Here is a 19978-nt window from a genome sequence, read left to right as displayed (position 1 = left end):
TCTACGTTATTGACCAGTGGAATAATGTGACATATTATTACAACTATAAAAGAAATTATATTGGATTCCAGTTAGGTGGTGTTTGCGTGGTCCCTATTACTAGAACGATGATTCGTGATCTATTAGCGTTGCATTTGTCGCAGAAGGGAATGTCTATTCATCAGTTCTCCATACAATCCGGAATTAATTCAGGAACGCTCAGCCGGATACTTAGTGGTCACCAGCCCATTGCTATGAACCATCTGGAGCGAATCACCAAGGCGATGGATCTGCCGGAGGATCATTTCTACAGCTTATATGTGGATGAGTGTTTCTTTTTCTCGTCGCCCACCTGGCGGCGTCTGCGGCCATTTCTTGTGCGCTCCGCTGAGCTGGGCCGTCTGGATTGCGTTGAACAGGTGGTTCAGAATCTGCTGGAGAATCTGGTCTATGCCCCCATGCTGTTCGAAGTGGCTGAAGGGCTGTTTCAAGAGGGGCTGTGGCAGGCTGCCGAATTGTTGTATAAGAATGTGAGTGTCAGTGAGAAGTATCAGAATTCCGAGCGACTCGCGTTGTGCCAATACCGTCTGTTCCGTATCGCCATTGGTGATGACCAGGCGCGGAATTTACAGGCAGCACATCTCTTCGAATGTTACCTGGACCGGCTGGATGAAGCGGATCAATTGGATGGATTGAAGCATCTCGCTCATGTATATGTTTCATTGAACAAGTGGCATAAGGTGGGTGAGTTGGCGAAGCAAATGCAGCAAGTAGCAACTCTTCGTTATAATCTTCAGCGTCAGTCGGACCGTAGAGAGAGTAACGAGAAAAAAACCGAAAAACCTCTGTACTTCTATATCTTGTACGCTCAGCTTATCCGTTCAGCTGTATGTAAGGAGTTAGGGGACTACAATTCGGCATTAAATTGGATATCCCTCTATATGGATGGGAACTGGATACAGGAGGACAATGAAGAAGTGAAGCGGAATGTGGCTCAGTTCCAGGAGTGGGGTACCGCAAACAGACTGCTCTATCAGGTACTGGGAGGACAGTCCGAAGTACTCTCAGCATATGTCGAATATATCTCTCACCGACCAGATGAGATATTCATAGGGATATACAATATTATCTTGTCGGCTAATCGTTATGACTGGAATGTTGATTCTATTCTGGAGCGTTTTGCTGCCTATATTCCTTACCGGACAAATCTTGAAGAGTATGGCATTCTTCATAACAAACAAGTCATTGCCAGCCAATACTCCAGATTTCTTGCTGAAATAGCAACCTATTATTTACATAACAAGCGTAAAGAAGGGGTTATCTTCATCCTCCAAAGTATGGAATCATCTGCTAGAATCAATGATGAGAGCAATATCATCAAATGTGTTGATTTGTTCGAACAGCACCGGCATCTTGCAGATGAAGAAGAGAAAGAGCAATACAAACTTCTAGTTAGGGAGGTGCAGGATTCACATGAAAAGAAAATTGTTCAAGCTTCTAGCTTCCTGTAGTCTGGCTATTGCTATTATTATAACTGTTGGTATTGCTGGGCCTGTAGCAAACATCAGCACTCAAAGTCTTATTCAAATTATGAATCACGGTTTAGGTGATGGTTGATGCTTATCGGGTAGCAATGATATGATTTCAAGTCATTACGCAGAGCAAACGACGTTCCCGGTATATCGGGAGCGTTATTTGATTTGAAGCAAATAGGCTCGCTGGAGCAGATTAAGCGCCGGTTCCGCAGGTAACGGGGAGACCAGGACGGCAGCGGGTGAAGCGTTGGAAACAGCCGTAGGCTGAGGCAGAGACCTTATGAGACTCATAGGGTCTCTTTTTTTGCGATCATGGCAAACCTCTTGCCTGTAGTTCACGGATTATACTAATCTGTAGTATTCTACGTTATTGACCATTGGAATAATGTGACATATTATTACAACTATAAAAGAAATTATATTAGATTCCAGTTAGGTGGTGTTTGCGTGGTCCCTACTACTAGAACTATGATTCGCGATCTATTAGCGTTGCATTTGTCGCAGAAGGGAATGTCTATTCATCAATTCTCTGGACAATCCGGAATTAATTCAGGAACGCTCAGCCGGATACTTAGTGGTCAGCAGCCCATTGCTATGAACCATCTGGAGAGAATCACCAAGGCAATGGATCTGCCGGAGGATCATTTTTACAGCTTATACGTGGATGAATGTTTCTATTTCTCTTCACCCAATTGGCGGCGTCTGCGGCCTTTTCTTGTGCGATCGGCTGAGCTGGGCCGTCTGGATTGCGTTGAACAAGTTGTTCAGAATCTGCTGGAGAATCTGGTCTATGCCCCCATGCTGTTCGAAGTGGCCGAAGGACTGTTTCGAGAGGGGCTGTGGCAGGCTGCTGAATTGCTGTATAAGAATGTGAGTGTCAGTGAGAAGTATCAGAATTCCGAGAGACTCGCGTTATGCCAATACCGTCTGTTCCGTATCGCCATTGGTGATGACCAGACGAAGAATTTGCAGGCGGCGCATCTCTTCGAATGTTACCTGGACCGGCTGGATGAAGCGGATCAATTGGACGGGTTGAAGCATTTGGGGCATGTCTATGGTTCAATGAATCGGTGGCATAAGATGGATGAAATCGCAGAGAAGATGCAGCAATTAGCAACTATTCGTTATAATCTACAGCGGCAGTCGGACCGTAGAGAGAGTAACGAGAAAAAAACCGAAAAACCCCTATACTTCTATATCCTGTACGCGCAGCTTATCCGTTCAGCTGTGTGTAAGGAATTAGGAGACTACAATTCGGCATTAGATTGGGTGTCTCTCTATATGGATGGGAGCTGGATACAGGAGGACAATGAAGAAGTGAAGCGGACTATGGCTCAGTTCCAAGAGTGGGGTACCGCGAATAGACTGCTCTATCAGGTGCTGGGAGGACAACATGAGTCGCTCCCTGAATACGTTGAATATATCTCTCACCGACCAGATGAGATATTTATAGCGTTATACAATATTATCTTGTCGGCTAACCGCTATGACTGGAATGTTGATTATATTCTGGAGCGATTTGCTTCCTATATTCCTTACCGGAAGTATTCTACAGAATTTGGCGAATATAATCGGCAGATTATGTTGGACCAACACACTAAATTCCTTGCTGAATTGGCAGCCTATTATTTACATGACAATCGCAAAGAAGGAATTAAATTCATCCTGCAAAGCTTGGAATCGTCTGCTAGAATCAATAATGAGAGCAATGTAATCAAATGTGTCGATCTGTTTGGGCAACATCGGAATCAAGCAGATGAAGAAGAGAATCAACAATACAAAGTTCAAATTGGAGTATACCTATAAGTCAAAACGTTCCCGGTTTATCGGGAGCGTTATTTGTATATATTGCGGCTCGACCTGTAGCACGAATCCCTTGTTACTGGCGAGGCGCTCCAACGCCGGGTTTCTGCCACCTTGGGGAACAGGCGGAGGGAAAAGCCCAAACGGACATAGAACTAACAATAAAATACTATCTTTTGGATTTATTTCTACGATATTACATGTATAATCAAGAACATTAGTGGAATATTTTTCTAAACCTAAAAATAGGTTTTTTCTAAAGATTCCAAACTAAAATATAATATCAGGAGTGTATTTATGAACAAGAAAGCTTTGACAATGTTAGCTACCTTTGGACTTTTATGCTCGATTTATCCTGCCAGCATTAATGCTGAATCCAGCACAAATGTTGATAATTCAACCTCTTCATCAACTAATGTATTTACTTCTGTTCCTGATCAACAAGAAATTGAACGTCAGAAGCAATACGAACCTGCCCCCCCTACTGCTTGGGAAGTTGATCTGAATGGTAATAAGAAAATAGTACCGTACATTGTCCCTTCTGCATTAGGAAATGCAACCAAGGGTACCATTGGGACACAATCTTGGAGTGATAGCAACTATACTTACGCTTTTGACGGCTGGACTTTAAGTTCTACACAACTAGATGACTATAGATTTTATGTTTCTAAAGTGTCTATTGATAACCATAGTTCTCAACCATTGCCACTAAAATACACTCAACAAAACTCAATTACAACACAATGGTCAGTTGGTGCAAATATTTCAGCCGAGGCTGAATTTGGCCCGAAATTCTTATCTAGTTTAACAGTTTCATTAGGTGGAAATTGGAGTAAATCTAAAACATCATACGCTAGTACAACTATCGAAATGGGACCAGTAAATGTTCCTTCAGGATGGGCTGCATCCTTCACTAAATATCAAGGTGGCGGTTATGGTCAAGGACAAGCGAGATGGAAAAAGTATATCAAAGGCACTTCTTCTTTAGTAGGATTGTACTACACAGGTGAGTCTGGTTGGGCTGTTAATGATTCAGTTACAAAGTATGTCTATGCAGATCATAAAATTTAAGTTTTGTAGAAGAACTCTACCTCTTTTTTTAGTTATACTAGTAGCTTTAACCGTTTCTTCCTGTGACGTTAAATCTCATGATGAAGTACTCAAGAACGATGAATTACCTATATCATATAATCAGTACAGATCTTTATTTGATAATATGATAAAAGAACTTAAGATAGCAGATTCGGAAATAACTGAAAAAACTGATAATGTTAACTTGGTGGCAATTGACAAAGAAGCGTCATTTGGTAAGAGATCTATTTTAACATTGACAGGTGAACAAACCAATCAAGAAACACAAGAAAGAATCATTTATACGAATAAAAAGAATGAAAACTTAGCTCTAATTGATTTGATTTATTTACACTCTTCAGTAGGTAAAGATATGATTTTTTTGCCAGCATCTACAGAGACTTCTAGAGAAAATCCATTCTTTCAAAAGTTTAACGAATGTATACTATCTTATAATAATATATTGATTAAAATAACTATAATATCCAATGATAAACCCATTGAGTTTCAAGAACTGAATAGAACTGTTAATTCTGTAACAACTTTTTTGGAACAATACAAATTTTAAAAAAGAATTAAGATGATTGGCAATGCCTTCGGCTATAATGGCCCGGAAGCGAAGGGTTCGCTGGAGCAGATTAAGCGCTGGTTCCGCAGGTAAGGCACGACACCTTCGCGATGGATACAGTTCGATTCTACCAGGATGTTGCGCATCGGCGTGGGTGAAGCTTGGGAAACAGCAAAGACAGCAAAGACAGCAAAGACAGCGGCTAAGCAAATATGATTTCGAAACGACAGAGACCTTATGAGACCAATAGGGTCTCTATTTTTTTATCATAATGGCAAGCCGCTTGCCTGTAGTTCACGGATTATACCAATCTGTAGTATTCTACGTTATTGACCATTGGAATATTGTGACATATTATTACAACTATAAAAGAAATTATATTGGATTCCAGTTAGGTGGTGTTTGCGTGGTCCCTACTACTAGAACTATGATTCGCGATCTACTAGCGTCGTATTTGTCGCAGAGGGGTATGTCTATTCATCAATTCTCCGGACAATCCGGAATTAATTCAGGAACGCTTAGCCGGATACTTAGTGGTCAGCAGCCCATTGCTATGAACCATCTGGAGCGAATCACCCAGGCGATGGATCTGCCGGAGGATCATTTCTATATCTTATATGTGGATGAATGTTTCTTTTTCTCGTCACCCACCTGGCGGCGTCTGCGGCCTTTTCTTGTGCGCTCCGCTGAGCTGGGCCGTCTGGATTGCGTTGAACGGGTGGTTCAGAATCTGCTGGAGAATCTGGTCTATGCCCCCATGCTGTTCGAAGTAGCTGAAGGCCTGTTTCGAGAGGGGCTGTGGGAAGCTGCCGAATTGCTGTATAAGAATGTGAGTGCCAGTGAGAAGTATCAGAATTCCGAGCGACTTGCGTTATGCCAATACCGTCTTTTCCTAATTGCCATAGGTGATGACCAAGCGCGGAATTTACAGGCTGCGCACCTCTTCGAAGGCTACCTGGACCGGCTGGATGAAGCGGATCAATTAGACGGGTTGAATCATTTGGGTCATGTCTACGGTTCAATGAATCGGTGGCATAAGGTGGATGAACTCGCTAACAAGATGCTGCAATTAGCAACTATTCGTTATAATCTCCAGTGGCAGTCAAACCGCAGAGAGAGTAACGAGAAAAAAACTGAAAAACCCCTGTACTTCTATATCCTGTACGCACAGCTTATCCGTTCAACTGTGTGTGAGGAATTAGGAGACTTCAATTCGGCATTAGATTGGGTATCCCTCTATATGGATGGAAGCTGGATACAGGAAGACAATGAAGAAGTGAAGCGGACTGTGGCTCAGTTCCAGGAGTGGGGTACCGCAAACAGACTACTCTATCGGGTAATGGCTGGACAGTATGAGGCGCTCTCTGAATATGTTGAATACATCTCCCACCGACCAGATGAGATATTTATAGCATTATACAATATCATCCTATCGGCTAACCGCTATGACTGGAATGTCGATAATATTCTGGAGCGGTTTGCTTCATATATTCCTTACCGTACGTATGCGACAGCATTTGGCGATTATAACCGGCAGCTTATGTTGGACCAGCACACTCAATTCCTTGCTGAATTGGCAACCTACTATTTACATGATAATCGCAAAGAAGGAATTAGATTGATCCTGCAAAGCTTGGAATCGTCCGCTAGAATCAATAACGAGAGCAATGTAATTAAATGTGTCGATCTGTTTGGGCAGCATCGGAATCAAGCAAATGAAGAAGAGAACGAACAATACAAAGTTCAAATTGGAGCATACCTATAAAGTGTCTTTTTACAAAAAAAGTAATGCTATTCCCCATTGCCCTCCACAATGCGACAAACAAACCAGGTATCCCGGTCTATAATTAGGAGCAAATCTATTTATAGTCTGGGAGAAATGGACCATGCCTAATTATTATTTTAGGGAAGTGTGGACACCGTTGCGCTTGTTCGGGATCAGATTCTACCGGGATGACCAGGACCGGCTGTGGATCAAGAAGGGGAAGCAGCGGCGGCAGCTGGTACGGAAAGGCGATAGTGACACGATGGAGACCTGAGGGTCTTCATCTTTTTTTTGCGGCGTCTTTCCTTTTTTTCCTTGAGATGCAGGTGTATGATAATTCAGTAGACTAGATAGAGAGAAGGAGATGCTGGTATGTTGCCGAAGGAGAAAGTACATAAGCTAAGAGAATGGATGGCGGAGCGCGGGATAGCGGCCTGTGTGGTGTTGAGCGGGGATGCTCACTTAAGTGAATATGAGGGGGAGCACTGGAAAAGCCGCCGCTGGATTACCGGCTTCACCGGTTCTGCCGGAACGGCTGTGATCACATTAGCGGATGCTGGCTTGTGGACGGATGGCAGGTACTACATTCAAGCAGAGCGGGAGCTGGAGGGCTCCGGTATCCGTATGTTCCGCATGGCTGAGCCTGGCGTTCCGCAATGGGATGAATGGCTGGCCGAGGAATTGCCGCAAGGCGCACGTATGGCGGTAGACGGCAGAACGTTGTCCGTAACCGCGATGAAGGGCTTGCAGGCCAAGTTCGCGGCGAAAGGGATTCAGACGATTACAGACCTCGACCCGGTAGGGGAGATCTGGACGGACAGACCGGCCATTCCGGCCGAGCCATTAATGCTGCATGACGAAGAGTATGCAGGCCTCAGCCGGGTGGACAAGCTGGAGCAGGTCCGGCAGGGGATGAAGCGTAAGGGCGCTGATTATTATGTGCTGTCCGCGCTGGATGATCTGTGCTGGCTGTTCAACATCCGGGGACGGGATATTCCGTTCAATCCGTACGTGACGGCTTTTGCCATAGTAGGGGTACATCATGCAATCTTGTTCGCCGGAGGGCATAAGGCCACCCCGCAAGATAAGGAGACGCTGGCCCGGGATGGCGTGGAGATCAGGGAGTATGAGGACATCCTTCCGTTCCTGCAGACGCTACCGGAAGCAGCTTCCGTGCTGTATGATCCGAACAAAACCGGATATAGTCTGGCGGCGGCCATCCCGGAATCCGCTCATAGTATTGAAGTATCGGGTCTTGTAGTAGCCCTTAAGTCGATCAAGAACGAGGTGGAGATCCGTAATATCCGGGATGTCTATTTGAAGGATGCGGCCGCCCTGGTCGGACTGTTCAAATGGCTGCAGGAGACGGTTCCGCTCCGTCCGGTGACCGAGCTTGAAGCCGATGAGAAGGGGCTGGAGCTGCGGCGGCAGCAGCCTTTATTCGCTGAGCTAAGCTTCTCCAGTATCTCTGCCTACGGCGCGAATGCTGCGATGATGCACTATTCGCCGTCTGCCGACCATCCGGTAGAGCTGGAAGCCAGAGGCCTGTATCTGCTGGATTCGGGCTCGCACTTCCAGAACGGGACAACGGATATCACCCGCACGCTGGCGCTTGGCCCGCTGACGGATGAGGAGAAGAGAGATTTCACGCTGGTGCTGAAGTCTGTGATTGCGCTGTCTACGGCCAAGTTCCTCTATGGCTCCACCGGATCTACCCTCGACATTCTTGCCCGGGGGCCGATGTGGGATAACGGCCTCGATTACAAGTGCGGAACCGGGCATGGTGTAGGCTATTACTCCAATGTGCATGAGGAGCCGCAGCGATTCAGCTTCAAGCCGAATCCTGTTGTCCTGGAGCCTGGGATGATTATCACGGTAGAGCCGGGAGTCTACAAGGAGGGCCGTCATGGTATCCGTACGGAGAACACGCTGCTGATTACGGAGGATGTGACTACGGAGTTCGGTAGATTCCTGAGATTTGAAGACCTCTGTTATTTGCCGATAGATACCCGGGCGATTGAGACGTCTATGCTGAGCGGGGAGGAGCTGGCTTGGGTGAATCATTATCATGCTGAGGTGTACGATAAGCTGGCTCCGCTGCTGGATGAGGAGCACCGGGCGTGGCTGAAGCGGGAGACGGCGGCTTTGGTGTTGTAAGGAATAGTAGATTAAGAACGACGGGGACCTTAGAGTCTTCGTCTTTTTTGTATGTTTTTGGAATTATATTAGACAAAATGTGACAAAACGCTGGGGGAAGCTAACTTTGTGGGACCCTGGTAAGGAAGTAATAGACATTTTCGCGAAAAAAATGTAACATCCTTGTTGTGAGTCTTCTTAATAGGATTAACTGGGGAGGGAGTAATAATCTAACTATAAGTTAAAATGTGTTCATTGAACTGGGGAGAAGGAGATGGAATATGTATTCGAAGAAATTAAGAACAGCAGTTTCTATGGTTCTGGTCTTATTATTATCGTTATTAAGTGTGCTTGAGGTATCAGCCGCCTCGTTCAGAGCAGGGGTAGTCTCGAATGACCGGCTCCCGGACGGCACACAAAAGATTACGGTCAATAGTGTAGTAGATGTGACTTATAGCGATCTTAAGGTTCTGAATGAGGTTAAGTTCGTACTTATGAAAGAAGATGTGGAGATAGCCAGTAAGGTGAAGGCGAGAAGTGAAGCCAAGCTGACTGTGCTGGATGCAGTGTATACTTCTATGGAGTACAATTATCTTTCTTTTGAAGGGCTGGCTGCCGGTGAAGAATATTCTCTTCATGCCGAATATACGGGCGGGCAGGGGCTGGTGATGACACCTCCGCAGAGTATCCGTGTGCCTTCAACTACGGGCATTGATATCTCTGTAGAACGGATGACTAAGGATTCCAATACATATGAAAGTGCTACACAATCGGAGGTCCGCAGCGATGATAAGAATGTACGGTTTACCATCCTGAATAACGGTGTTCCGCTTGTGAAGGGATCGGTGGCGATCTGGACGAATTATCAGTCCTATTCTTATACCACGGATGAGAACGGACAGATTCAACTTAAGGATAATCAGAGATTATTCATGACCAGTCCGGTTATGTTCGTATTGCTTAAGCAGGGGAGCGAGCAGTATGAAGCTAAGCCAATCTACGTAACTGACCGGGAGCAAGCGGGCACGTATATGGTGGCTGTCCGTTATCTGAATGCCAACGGGAAGCTGTTCACCGAGCCGTTCCTGAGCAACTCCGGACGCAGCGGATTGGTGAATCAGTTTGCTGTGCCGGGATATACGGTGCTGGTATTCAGAACGGGAGAGGTATATGGAGATTACCAGGCTTATATAGCCACTGAGAACCGTGAAGCTTACATGTTCCAGCTTTCTGCCTCTTCCCTGTACGCGGCCGAAGAAGGGATACACAAAGAAATCATCAAGGATGCCAGTGACTACAGCCGGATCAGCTTCCGCGCTTCCTGGGAGGGTGAGCCGTTATCTGTAGAGAACTATTCTCTCATTGATAACACCAGGTACAAACAGTTGGATAATCTGAGAGGTTCTAAGCTCTTATTCGGGCAGAGTATCTATCTGGAGAAGAATAGGGAATATGAATTTACATCAATTGCAAGAGGATATGATACCAAGGACAGGATCATATTCCGCAATAAAATTACGCCGACCGAAGCAAAACATGAAATATTCTATGATGGACATTCCCGGGATTTCAGCAAGCTGCATTTTCAGGTGCCTGCTACGGGTGGGGAACAAGGCAAAATAAACATATCTTATCTGAACGAAAGATATAACTATAATCAGATCAGTTCTTGGGTTCCTGCCGCAGGCGGTAATCTGTATGTACCTAAGGGCGAACGAATTCACCGCCTGACGGCAAACACCACTTTTGGCGGTGCGGATGCTAACAGCAACCCGAATGAGCTTGTGCTGAATTCATATTTCACTCCGGTTAAGGATGAGTATACCTTCAGCGGCGGCAGTACTTATAAGGCCGGAATCAGCTTCCGGGTTCCGAGTTCCAATTATTATGACGAGGCTGAACTCCGCAATCAGCTAGTTCTGGGCGAGAATGTAGATGTTCTGGTGAAGGTGACAGATGAGTACGAGAATTATCTGGATCTCAGCAGTAATTATAAGCTGGTCATCACAGATGAGAGCGGTGCAGTGATCTCGGATGACTCTCTGTATTGGTCTACTGAGGAACAGGAAGGCAATCCGCAGCGAATCAACATGCGGAATTGGAAGCCTGCCAAATCAGGCACGTATAAGGTTCAATTATTCCCAAACCCCTGGATAAATAATGGTTATGTTCAGGGAGAATTGCTGAGTGAGGCTGAGCTGAAGGTTCTGCCGAAGAACGAATTGGATATTGAGATCAGAGGCAATGATGGCAAGCTGGTGGATCTGGTAGACAAGCCATACCTGACCGTTGACCAGGCGCAAAAGGTAACGGTTACTGTACGCCAGCATGATACGGGTGCCCAGGGGCAACCGGTGGCCGGAGTGCAGATCCGCCGTTATGATGAGGTGCTTGGCACCACCGATGAGCAGGGAACGTTCACCATTCCGGCTGACAAGGCTTCTTATATAGGTGAGCTGTATTTTAAGAAGACGGATTATTTATCCAAAAGTGTGTACGTAGCGATCATTGATCCGCAATCACAGGCTGTCATCCGTGTACGGGGCCTCGATAAGGCTGAAGGCGGGAACTATGCGGGCGGAATTCCGCTGGATAATGCGAATATCCAGGCTATAGTGAAAAGAAGCGACGGAACTTCTTCTATCGCCTCTTCCTACGTTCGCACTCCTGAATCACAGGGATTCCTGGTAGTAGATTCTCCTTCAGCCGTAGACGTTGATTTCATACGCTACAACAGAAGCCATACTGGAGTGGAGGCCAAATATGGTTACTACATGTATGGCTCCATTAACACAGAACCCGGCAAGGATTATTCGCTGGTGCTGGACGCAAGACAAGAGCTTCAGGAGGTCAGCAAGGTTATTTTAGATCAGCCGACTGACGAGTTGTACGTGGTGCGGCAGGATTTAGTAGGGGCTAATTATATTCCTTATGTGATCGACAGCAATCCTGCAGGTGAGAATTATTTCTACGCCACTCAAGGAACCTACAGTATGCTTGCAAATACCCGGTCAGACACTTTTGTATACCGTGATCAGGTTGTAATCGGTGCAGGAGACAATAGCTTGTCGATGGATGACACTCCGTCTGCGCTGGCTACGTTGGTGGCACCTGAATCAGGGACCATCTATGCGGTTAAATATACGACTGCGGGCCAATCGACACTTCAAGGCTATGCGTTCAATGCCAATCAGGTACACGTGACTCCTGGCGATGTAATAGTAAGTGTAGACCAAATCAAGGGTGCCATCGAATACCAGTACGATATTCATTTCGCACCTGGAACGCTGCAGGCGGGTACGCTCACCCAGATTACGCCACCAGCCTTGAAAGGGCTGGACATTGTGGGATTGCAGAATGGTAAGTTGATCCGGCCCGCTGGTACGACCTTGCTTGAGATTGGACTGGTCGATACGGCAGGCAACTCCATCGGACAAATCAAGAAGCCGCAAATTCTGGTTGCCAACGGCGGATCAAGCAGGGGCAGCAAGACTCTGTACGCGGAAGAGGCTACTTATGAGCTTCAGAACGAAGCGGGGAAAGTGCTATCCAAAGAGACTTTACAGGGATATCCGCTAAGAGCAATTACTTATGATTATACAGATGATAAGTTTTTGACTGACGGTACTTATGTAATCAAAGCTTCGATGACTATTGATGGACAGACCTATACCCTGGACAAAAAAGTAATCCTGGAGTCATCTGGAGGTACTGTGGTTAATCCAGGCCCTAACCCGCCAGGAAGCGATAATGGAGGTAACGGCGGCAATACCGGTACGAATCCTAATCCTGCACCGGCACCAGGGGGAAGCGGACCAGGAGCACCTGGACCAGCAGCAACACCGGCTGCTTCCGCTCCGGCTGCGGCAACAGGGACTGACGCGAATGTTCAGCAGCAGAATGACAAGCTGAAGGACTTGCTCAAGAATACTTCCGGCTCCGCAGCAGAGAAAGCCACGGCAGCACAGAATGCGCTGTCCAGCATTGCCGAGTCACTCAAATCGGCTAACACTCCTGCACAAGCTGAACAGAACAGCAAGAGCTTGTCTCAGGCCATGGATTCAGCAGCGCAGCTGCTGGGAACTATTCAGGATTCCGCAGAGAAACAGAAGATTGTGAGTTCTATTACGCAATTGGTGGATAGTGCGCCTTATTTACTGAACAAGCTGGATAGCTCCAGCAAGGCAGTAGAAATTGCCCAGGCCCTCATTAATAATGCGGCTGCGGTGCTGAATAACGCGCAGGGTATCAAGACTGAAGAGGTTCAGAAGCTGAAGGATGCTGTTATACATTCCAGCCAGGCCGCGCTGAACAAAGCTGGCGAAGCTACAATTGCCAAAGAAAATGTAACTGTAGAAGGAAACGCCGTCTCATCGCAGCTGGATTCGGGATTCATCAGCGCACAGATTGAAACGGCCAAGCAGGCATTAGCATCCGTCGCTGGAGAGCTGACTAGCAAGCTTGGAGCCGGAACGGCTGCTGACCTGAAGCTGAGCCTGACGGTGAAAGTACCTCCAGTGGATAAAGGGATTCATAAGCTGAATACCACGCTCCCATCAGAGATTCTTACGCTGGTGCAGGAGAATGATATTGCCGGATTGAAGATTCAAATGGATCAGACGGCATTCACCATTGAGCCGGATACCTTCGGTAAGGTGGAGGCAGGCCAGAAGATTAATCTGGCAGCAGAAGTTGTACAGAATGCTGTAATTAACAAACCCCGTCAGGCAGAACCGCTGGCCAACCTTCCTGTAATGGAATTCAGTGCTTCTGTTGGCGGCCAGCCAGTGAAGAGCTTCGCCAAGCCGATCGATGTGACCTTTGATGTGTCAGCCATTGATATTTCGAAATATTCAGAGGCGAATCTGGAGAATCTGACTGTGTACGTCCTGAATGAGAAGAGTCTTACCTGGGAAGCGGTTGGCGGTAAATATGATCCTGTTACTCAAACTGTAACGGCACCGAGAGGACACTTCAGCAAGTACACTGTGATGCTTGGAGCGGCTGCATTCACAGATGTGCCTGCCAGTCACTGGGCAGTTAAAGAGATCAATTACCTGTTGACTAAGGGAATCCTGGACGAAGGCGGAGCATTTGCTCCATCTGACAAGATTACCCGCGAACAGTTCGCGGCAATGATCGCCAGAGCTTACGGGTTGAACGGGGAAGGGCTGGCCTTGCCGTTCAAGGATATTAAGCCAACCAATCCTTACAGTGATGAGATTGCTGCGGCTTATGCAGCCGGAATCATTAACGGCAAATCGCCGGCTGCTTTTGACCCTGAGGCAACCATCACACGTGAAGAGATTGCAACAATGCTTGCACGTGCACTTACAGCGTATAACGGTAAATCAGCTGTTGCCCAGCCGGCAGCAGTGATTGCAGCCTTCACAGATGGAGCCAAAATATCGAAATGGGCGGCATCCAGTGTGGCGTTGACCAAGAGTATGCATCTGTTCGAAGGCTTCGGGGATCAGAGCTTCCGCCCTGCCCAGACCGCCAGTAAAGCAGAGGCTGCAGCCTTGATCTACCGGTTATATCAGTTGAAATACTAAATTAGATCTAAACTCAAAAAAAAGCAGCGGTTCTCGGTATTGGAGAATCGCTGCTTTGCTTTATGTTGTGGTCAAAAGTCTGAGCTACACAGCTAAAGGATCAGCCCTGCCTCCGCTCAGGAATCACAAAGGATACCGTAGTGCCAGCCCCGGGCTGGCTGCGGATGACGAGGCCTTCGCCGTAGAGCTGGGTCAGGCGCCGGTTGGTGTTCAGCAGGCCGATGCCGCGGTGGGCCAGGAAGGTGTCATCGAGCAGACGGGCCACCTGTTCCTCGCTCATGCCCTTGCCGTTATCCTCCACTTCGAAGGAGGTGTAGCCCTTCTGGCGGTGAATGCGGATCGATAGCTTGCCTCCGGCTTTGCGGCTTAGCAGGCCGTGTCTGACGGCGTTCTCCACAAGCGGCTGAAGGGTGAGCGGAGGAAGCAGCAGCTCGATGCCGGGATCAACCTCCCATTCGATCTGCAGGCGTTCCTCGAAGCGCGCTTTCTCAATGAAGAGATAGGACTCTACCAGCTCCAGCTCATGGGATAATCCGACGAGCTGCTGCGAGTTCATATAATCGAAGCTGATGCGCAGGTAGGAGGAGAAGGCTTCGCCGAGATCGCGCATCTTCGGCTGGTCGAATTCACTCAGCGCCAGCAGCGCGTTCAGTGTGTTGAACAGGAAGTGCGGCTGTATCTGTGCCTGGAGGTAAGCGGCCTCCATCCGCAGGCTCTGGGTAACGGACTGCTTCAGTCCGGTCAGTGAGCGGACCCGGTATTTCAGCTCCAGCGCATCTACCGGCTTGGTGACATAGTCGTTGGCTCCGGCCATGAAGCCGGTATAGATGTCCGCAGGCTGGTTGCGGGCCGTGAGCAGCAGGATCGGCAGCTCCGAGATGGAGAAGCGCTGCCGGACGATCCGCGTCAATTCATAGCCGGACATGTACGGCATCATCACATCGGCGATCAGCAGATCCCACGGCTCGGTGCCAAGCAGCTCCAAGGCTTCCTCGGCGCTGGTGGCGGTGACCAGCTGATAATGCTCTGCCGAGAGCATGCTGGCGAGCACCTTGAGATTGACCGGATCATCATCGACGGCCAGAATTAGAGACTTGGCCGTCTGGGAGGCATCCTGTATCTGCGGCGGATTCGTTAATTCCATAGGGACTATGAGATTGCGGATATCGGGCTGCTGTAGCAGCAGCCGGCCTTCCTCCAGCAGCATCTCCTGCAGTTCCGGGTTGTCCGGCTGCCCCTGCGAGGCTGGTTCCTGGTCCGCCATCTCCCGGGCCCCGGCAGAGGAGGCCAGCAGCAGGGTGAAGGTGAACACTGACCCTTTGCCCGGCTCTGAGTCAACAGTGAGATCTCCGCCATGCAGCTCGGTCAGCTGCTTGCTGATGCTTAAGCCCAGACCAATGCCGCCGCCGTCAATGATGCCTTTGCTGCCTTGCTCATACGGCGAGAAGATCCGCGCCTGCGTCTCCTTGTCGATCCCCGCTCCGGTATCGGCTACACTGATCCACGCAAGCTTGCCGTCGGCTGCAGCGGAGACGGTGACCGTTCCGGCCTGCGTGTACTTGATGGCATTGTGCAGCAGGTTATAGAGGATCTGCACAATCCGCTTCTCATCCCCCCAGACCGGCGGCAATGAAGCGGGAAGCTCATTACGCAGCTGCAGCCGTTTGCCCTCGATCATGAATTCGAACATCCCCAGCACGCCCGAGACCAGTGAACCCATGGCCAGCGGCTCGCGCTGGAGCACAATCCGCTTCTCCTGCAGACGGGTCACATCGAGCAGATCGCCCAGCATCAGGGACATTCTGCGGCTGATCGTAATGAGCAGCTCCAGATCCTTAGAGCTCTGTTCGTCCAGCACCTGTTGTTCCTTGGAGGCTACAGTCTGGGCAATGCTGATGATACCGTGCAGCGGTGTCCGCAGCTCATGGGAGGTATTCGCCAGGAATTCGTCCTTCTTCCGGTCGCTCTCCTTCAGCTGCAGGTTGAGCAGCCGGTTCTCCTCCGCGTTGCGGAAGTACCGCTTGAACCAGTAGGAGGAGAAGCCGATAATGGCTGCTATCATATCAACGGGATAATACTGGATACTTATCCGGCTGTTCGATTCCAGGGCGCCGCCAATGACACTGGAGCCGATGGCGGCAGCAGCGAACAGCAGGAAGAAGGAGTCCTGTTCCTTCCGCCAAACCATCCGGCCGATATGGTAGATAACTGCAGCTACAGGAAGCAGATAGAGCAGAGAGAAAAATATTTTTCCATACATCACCAACTGAACAGGTAGAACGAGTACATAGACGGTGTAGATAAGCAGTCCAGCCACATATCCCTTCAATAGACGGCCGGAGCGCCCATGAGTATAGAAGCTGCGCGTCAGCAGCAGCATGAACAGGGAGATCGCCGGATAGGACAGCAGCTTGATCTTCAGCGCCCAGGTATAGTTAATGGGGAACCAGATCAGCAGAATCGCATCGTTGTCGGCGATGATGGAGACCGCTACAGCGAGCAGCAGCAGGAAGAAGAGCACGAACACATGCTCCCGCCGGTTGAAAAAGTATAGAATGCTTGCATACAGCGCATGAAGCATCATGATCACAAAGCTGACCAGCTGGAAGCCGATCGAATACATCCGTTCAGTATCCACCGCTGCTTGGGAGCCGAAGCGAATCGACCTCACAATCCCGCCCTCCAGCGGATGGTCGTAGTTGGCTGCCCGGACGAGGAGAACAATCTCCTGCCTGCCCGGCTCATCGTAGGCTGCGGTGTAAGAGACCGCCTTGGGGATATAGTCTCCGCTATTCGCGGCCAGCTTCCCGAAGCTGGTCTCTCTCTGCTCGTTAATATCGATGCTGGAGGCGGCCTGAATCCGCTGAATCCAGAAGCCGTAAGACTCGGTCTGTGACGGATCTAAAAGTATACGCAGCTTGTATGTACCATAGCCCAGAGAGGATTGCTCCCCTTCGGGGAAGCCGCTGCTCCAGTCACCGGGAACCTGGACAACATGCGGTGTGGACGCAGCCAGTGCAGCGGAATCCTCATAGCCCAGGAGCTGGCCGGGATAGAACTCCCATTCTCCATCCAGCTGGATGGACGGGGAATTCACGAAGTCCCAGCCCCGCATATCCAGTACACCTTGCTGTGCTTCAGGATGCTCAGACGCAGTATTGGCATTGAACCACATATAGCGCAGACTGGTTAGAATAATTAAATAGAGAAGCAGCAATAGAGCCTGCTTGGGATTGAATCTGGTTCGTGCCTTCATTAGGTGTGTGCTCATCGAGGTTATCTTCATCATACGGTTTCAATTCGACATCTGCGATAGTTATCCTGCTTACCCCCAGATGCCAATTAGCAGAATTCCGCAGAAAATGACGACTGAGCATACCATCCGCCGCAGGCCCTGCCGCTCCTTCAAGAGCAACACACCGAGGAGCGTAGCGAATATGGTTCCGATCTCCCGCAGCGGGCTGATGTGGGCGAGCGGTGCCTGCTGAAGTGCGAACAGGAACAGCAGATAGGAGCCCGGATTCAGCACGCTGCCCAGCAGGATGGTGAATGTGTTGCGGCGCCACTCTTCAAGCAGCTTCCGCGATCTCAGAACCGCGGGGGTCAGTCCGGCAACGAAGCCGATATTGGTCACCTCAAGCAGGGCCAGCGGCGACATATGCTGAAGGTTTAGCTTATCGACGAACACGTAGCAGGTAGTGCATAATCCCACGCAGAGGGCCATGAGTACCGGTGTGTAGTAGCCTAAGGTGGTGCCGGGGCCGGATGCAGAAGGAGTGCCGGACACAGACCCGGATGAAGCCGGGTGGCTTCTTCGGGAGCCTATTCCGCTGAGGACAGCGAAGCCGCCGAGCATGCAGCAAATACCGATCCAGCCATAGGCAGACAAGGATTCTTTCAGGAAAATAACGCCGATCAGCGGGATCAGCAGCGTGCTTGTCCCCCGCATCACCGGGTAGATCTGGGACAGGTCGCCCATCTCATAGGTTATGGATAAAAGCCAGGAATATAAGGCCTGCAGCGCTACAGACAGCAGCAGCAGGGCGTAAGCACCGGCGGCCAGCGGCTGTGTCCACAGCTCGATCAGCAGTACCGGCAGCAGCAGCACCGTGGAGACCATCATGATCGACCACAGGAAGATGCTTTTATTCAGGCTTCTTTTGGTGAACATGCTCCACACCGCGTGGCACATTCCGGAAGCCAGCACCAAAAGAATTGGCAGCAGCATGGATTGTCAGCCCCTCAAGAAGTAGTTAGTGTTGTGAACCCTGCAGCAGGGAGAGGTGTATGGGCGGGCTGTTCTGTGCAACGGGAGCCGTCTGCCAGCCGGAGCCAGGTGTCGAAGGACGGTTGGTCCTGCTCTAGACGGATGACGCGCGCTCCCCGCTTGAGGTTGTCGTGCCCGTAGGTATTATAGCCGGTTGCCCGGCCATAGCTGAGGCGGATGCCATGCAGCGTGCCGGTGAAATCATTGATATGGTCATGTCCGCAAAAGGTGCCTGCCACATCGCCCATCTCTACGAGCGCAGCGAATAACCCCGAATTCAGAACCGGAGCGCAGACCCGTTCATACTTGTGTCCGTAACAAACTTGGGTGTTCCACATCTCGTCATATTCGGGCAGCGGGATATGGAAGAATGCCAGTGCAGGCCGCTTCGTTTGACCTTCTCCGGGATTCAGCCGCGCAGACTGCTCTGCCAGCCAATCCATCTGGTTGCGCCGGACCCAGCTATACCCGGGAATCTGCTCCAGCGGAGAGTAGGCACCCGTATCGAGCATATAGAGGATGGCTCCCGCATGATTGCCCGCGCCTTCAATCTCCAGGACGTAATTGCTTGAACCTGCCAGCTCCGCCGGACCAGCCTCAGCCAGACACTGCGGGGACTCCTGCGCAATCTCCATCAGCTCGCTGTAGGTCACTCCGTTCTCCGTGTCGTGGTTGCCGTATACGAACGCCCAAGGCACACCGGAATTCACTACAGCAGCCACGGCATCGCGGAAGGCCTGCTTGGGGTCCTGGCAAGGAAGCTCGCCTTCACGGACCGGACCCGTATAGATCGTATCCCCTGTGAAAATAACCAGGTCCGGCTGCTCCGCCTTCAGCACCAGCTCCATCAGCTCCCGGGTCTGCTGATCCTCTGCTCTTCCATCCATCCAGTGGAGGTCAGTGAACTGTACGATGGTGAAGGTGCCGTCTGGCCGAAATGATAATTTACTGTTCATGCGGGAAATCCCCTCTCTTGTCAATCCGATTATGGGTATGGCAGTAAGGCGTGTGGTGATGTAATAGTGCGGCGTTTGTTGATTCAATGTGTTGTTGATTTATGTTTCTTTGTGTTGTTTCATGTTGATTTTAGGCTCGTTTGGTTATTCTGTCAAGCCTCCTATGGGATGATTGTATTCTCTGCAATAGAATTAGCACGATATTAGGCAAAAGCTCATTCTACTGTAGTTCATACAATGTGTGCCATACCCATATATCTACCAAGGATGCTTCTGTGGCAAAGGGGCCGCATTGACAAGTGGAATTCAGATTCATATACTGGTGAAAACAACATCAATACAC

Annotated in this window: 11 protein-coding genes; 8 read left to right on the top strand and 3 right to left on the bottom strand. The window is 49.3% G+C overall.

Translation table 11 applies throughout. From position 1 onward, the window contains the following. Positions 1-26: 26 nt before the first annotated feature. The 8 genes from C162_RS21410 to C162_RS21385 all read left to right on the top strand — a co-directional run bounded on the left by C162_RS21410 (position 27) and on the right by C162_RS21385 (position 14412). Positions 27-1490 carry a helix-turn-helix domain-containing protein gene (locus C162_RS21410; RefSeq protein WP_235218496.1) on the top strand — a complete coding sequence of 488 codons (1464 nt, stop codon included), beginning with the start codon at positions 27-29 and terminating at the stop codon, positions 1488-1490. A 534-nt stretch (positions 1491-2024) separates the two neighbouring features. Next, on the top strand, positions 2025-3320 hold the full coding sequence (locus C162_RS21405) for a helix-turn-helix domain-containing protein (protein WP_036697519.1): 1296 nt from the start codon (positions 2025-2027) through the stop codon (positions 3318-3320). A gap of 294 nt (positions 3321-3614) precedes the next feature. After that, complete coding sequence (locus C162_RS36080; RefSeq protein ID WP_156949676.1) at positions 3615-4388, top strand: hypothetical protein; 774 nt, start codon at positions 3615-3617, stop codon at positions 4386-4388. Further along, positions 4345-4956 carry a hypothetical protein gene (locus C162_RS21400; protein WP_036697518.1) on the top strand — a complete coding sequence of 204 codons (612 nt, stop codon included), beginning with the start codon at positions 4345-4347 and terminating at the stop codon, positions 4954-4956. The genes C162_RS36080 and C162_RS21400 overlap by 44 nt, the downstream gene beginning before the upstream one ends. Positions 4957-5362: 406 nt before the next feature. Beyond that, positions 5363-6721, top strand: a complete 1359-nt coding sequence (locus C162_RS21395; protein WP_084649004.1) for a helix-turn-helix domain-containing protein — start codon at positions 5363-5365, stop codon at positions 6719-6721. Positions 6722-6842: 121 nt separating this feature from the next. Further along, positions 6843-6995 (top strand): hypothetical protein, encoded by a 153-nt coding sequence (locus C162_RS36075; protein ID WP_156949675.1) that lies wholly within the window; start codon positions 6843-6845, stop codon positions 6993-6995. A gap of 98 nt (positions 6996-7093) precedes the next feature. Further along, complete coding sequence (locus C162_RS21390) at positions 7094-8878, top strand: aminopeptidase P family protein (protein ID WP_036697516.1); 1785 nt, start codon at positions 7094-7096, stop codon at positions 8876-8878. A gap of 260 nt (positions 8879-9138) precedes the next feature. Continuing rightward, positions 9139-14412, top strand: a complete 5274-nt coding sequence (locus tag C162_RS21385; RefSeq protein ID WP_036697514.1) for an S-layer homology domain-containing protein — start codon at positions 9139-9141, stop codon at positions 14410-14412. Positions 14413-14512: 100 nt separating this feature from the next. On the opposite strand, the gene C162_RS21380 is transcribed toward C162_RS21385, so the two are convergent. The 3 genes from C162_RS21380 to C162_RS21370 all read right to left on the bottom strand — a co-directional run bounded on the left by C162_RS21380 (position 14513) and on the right by C162_RS21370 (position 19635). Next, positions 14513-17668, bottom strand: a complete 3156-nt coding sequence (locus C162_RS21380) for a hybrid sensor histidine kinase/response regulator (protein ID WP_051493825.1) — start codon at positions 17666-17668, stop codon at positions 14513-14515. Positions 17669-17737: 69 nt separating this feature from the next. After that, positions 17738-18640, bottom strand: a complete 903-nt coding sequence (locus tag C162_RS21375; RefSeq protein WP_036697510.1) for a DMT family transporter — start codon at positions 18638-18640, stop codon at positions 17738-17740. 14 nt (positions 18641-18654) lie between these two features. Next, complete coding sequence (locus C162_RS21370; protein WP_036697508.1) at positions 18655-19635, bottom strand: metallophosphoesterase family protein; 981 nt, start codon at positions 19633-19635, stop codon at positions 18655-18657. Between the last annotated feature and the right edge of the window lie 343 nt (positions 19636-19978).

It is taken from the genome of Paenibacillus sp. FSL R7-269 (genome assembly GCF_000517865.1).
Classification (GTDB): Bacteria; Bacillota; Bacilli; order Paenibacillales; family Paenibacillaceae; genus Paenibacillus_AQ.
The sequence above is the reverse complement of the archived record's forward strand: the minus strand, read 5'-3'. Positions and strand labels throughout refer to the sequence as shown.